Below are 2,362 nucleotides of genomic sequence, written 5' to 3'. Positions count from 1 at the left end.
ACAACGGTATGCTAAGAACAAAAATGCCGTTCACTCTTAAGTGAACGGCATTAGAGCCTAGAGCTCCGTTTTTATTTGTCCCGCGTTAGCTTAGCTTTCTCGTTATGTGTGCTTTCTACTTTCTGCTATTAGATCGTCCAGCTATTACCTTTCTCTACTACATTATTTTCAGACGCATAAGAGTTGATAATGGTAAAACTCGACTCCGTAACCTGTTCTGGGGCACGTTGAGCACCTTGATTCATCGAGGCTGTCTCATGGTATTCACCTCCACAGTCACACTCCTCACAAACCTGCTGAAGAATATGTACGAGTCGTTCTTGGTTCAGCGGTAAAGGGTTCCCTTTAATCGCCACCGACTTGAGCGCGTCGGCAGACACCTCATCAAACTGGGCTTCACAGACACCAAATTCCAGTAAGCTTGGAAGCTTGAGCGTATCCAACACTTCAGACAACCAAGAAATTGCCTCTTCCTCTGTTGCTTCTACGTTACCTGTCACTATCTGAGAAATTCGCTGATAACGCGCTAGGATGTCACTCCTCTGCTGCTCCTTCGCAGCAGCTATATTCTCTAACATCACAAATGGTGCTAAACGTGCAGTTATCACACTATGAGGAGCCGAGATTTTGCCACCTAGCGCAGAAGCTAAACCATGCGCAGCGCCAAGTTTGGCGTTAGTTATCGCTATTCCCCCTAACATAGAGGAAAACGCGAGATCAGAACGCGCTTGAGGTTCATCGTAGATACACGCCTGAATGACAGAACCACTCAGCTTACGTAAGCCTTCTTCACAGATCATATCAGTCAGTGGGTTCGGTTCACCGCACACATAGGCTTCCATTAGATGGGTAAATGCGTCCATAGCACCTCGCCCCGATAAATACAGATTCGTACCATGAGTTAGGGTTGGGTCAACAATCGCAACGTCAGCCAGCATGTCTGGGTTTCTAAGGCTGATTTTTACTTGGTCTTGCCCTGATTTCAGCACCGCGTTTTTAGTGACTTCTGCACCTGTACTCGCTGTGGTTGGAATCGCAATGAACGGAAGCGGTTTGGTTTTAAGAGGGACATTACGCCCAACGACTTCAACATAGTCATACAAACTACCTTGGTTAGGTAAAACCGCGGCTAACGCTTTGCCCATATCGATGGCGCTACCGCCCCCCATAGCGACAACCATATCTGGCTTAAATCGACGTGCAGAAATAGCAGCCTCCTCAACCATTTTGATATTAGGTTCACCGGATACGGCAATGTGTTGATAGCGCATACTCTGTGCATCGAGATAGTCAGTGACTATTGAAGTGCGCTCTAATGTATTGCCAGTCACCAATAGCACGCTGTAACCGTATTGATTAAAGAGAGACAATGAAGCGGAGAGTGCTCCATCACCAAAGATGATCTTTGTAGATGTCATAAATTGAAACATGGTGCCTCCTGCGCCTATGACCGAACAAAACTGCGAACTCTTGGTTTTTAGGAAATTGGTCTCTTGGATTTCACATTTGAAATTTGAAATTTGATTTTCGTATTTACAACACAATCTCGGCCCCCCAAATAAGAATGCACTAAAACATCATTACTTTAGACTGCTTACAGAATATGGTTCCATACCTAGATAAAGGATGCCTCGTTCTGCGTTTGATTTTTTTGACAAGGTGCAACTTGTCGCACTAAATATCGACTAAAGTTGCAATCTTAGGGGTAATTCACATACTAATATTGAGGGTAATTCGCGATGACAGTGGCCAGTAAACAAGACTCTAGCCTTTTATGATTAATATTTGCGCTGATAGGCAAAACCTATCGTATTAAGAGGCAATTCCATCTTTATTTCCCCATGCCATTGAGGCATAGTTGGTTTTAAGAAATTTTGAGTGGCATTGATAAAAGAATAGTTAACATAAATGAGTTAACGAGCCTCATCCCGTATTTAGGAGAAATTAAATGTTTGTAGTTATTTTTGGTCGCCCTGCTTGTCCATTCTGTGTTCGCGCAAAAGAGCATGCTGAAACTCTTAAAGCTAAACGCGATGACTTCAACTACCGTTACGTTGACATCCACGCTGAAGGCATCAGCAAAGCTGACCTAGAGAAGACTGTTGGTAAACCTGTAGACACAGTTCCACAAATCTTCATCGACCAAGATCATATTGGCGGCTGCACAGAATTTGAAGCATACGCAAAAGAAAACCTAGGTCTTTTCGACTAAGCTGGGATTTCTCAAACGAAAATCGAGGCTAAAGCCTAAACAGCTGATAGATAAAATAGTTAGACTGTATGATTGATATAAAGCCCGCTCATTGTAGCTAACACTGATCATTTAAGCATTTTCCTGATCAGTTGAACGATCCTACAGATG

At 43.6% G+C, this 2,362-nt stretch carries 2 protein-coding genes; one reads left to right on the top strand and one right to left on the bottom strand.

The features are described from left to right. Nucleotides 1–128: 128 nt before the first annotated feature. Nucleotides 129–1,430: an iron-containing alcohol dehydrogenase gene (locus AB6C75_RS23280; protein ID WP_009847068.1), complete on the bottom strand. Its 1,302-nt coding sequence runs from the start codon at nt 1,428–1,430 to the stop codon at nt 129–131. 518 nt (nt 1,431–1,948) lie between these two features. Between AB6C75_RS23280 and AB6C75_RS23275 the strand changes: the two genes are divergently transcribed. Then, on the top strand, nt 1,949–2,212 hold the full coding sequence (locus AB6C75_RS23275; RefSeq protein WP_009847069.1) for a GrxA family glutaredoxin: 264 nt from the start codon (nt 1,949–1,951) through the stop codon (nt 2,210–2,212). Nucleotides 2,213–2,362: the final 150 nt, after the last annotated feature.

Origin of the sequence: Vibrio sp. 10N.237.312.B06 (genome assembly GCF_041464685.1) — a bacterium.
GTDB lineage: Bacteria > Pseudomonadota > Gammaproteobacteria > Enterobacterales > Vibrionaceae > Vibrio > Vibrio tasmaniensis_A.
This window is presented reverse-complemented; position numbering and strand designations above follow the sequence as displayed.

What these genes read in the sequence shown, in the direction of transcription:
- AB6C75_RS23275 (WP_009847069.1), top strand. Translation starts at nt 1,949, where the DNA reads ATGTTTGTAGTTATTTTTGGTCGCCCTGCTTGTCCATTCTGTGTTCGC.
- AB6C75_RS23280 (WP_009847068.1), bottom strand. Translation starts at nt 1,430, where the DNA reads ATGTTTCAATTTATGACATCTACAAAGATCATCTTTGGTGATGGAGCA.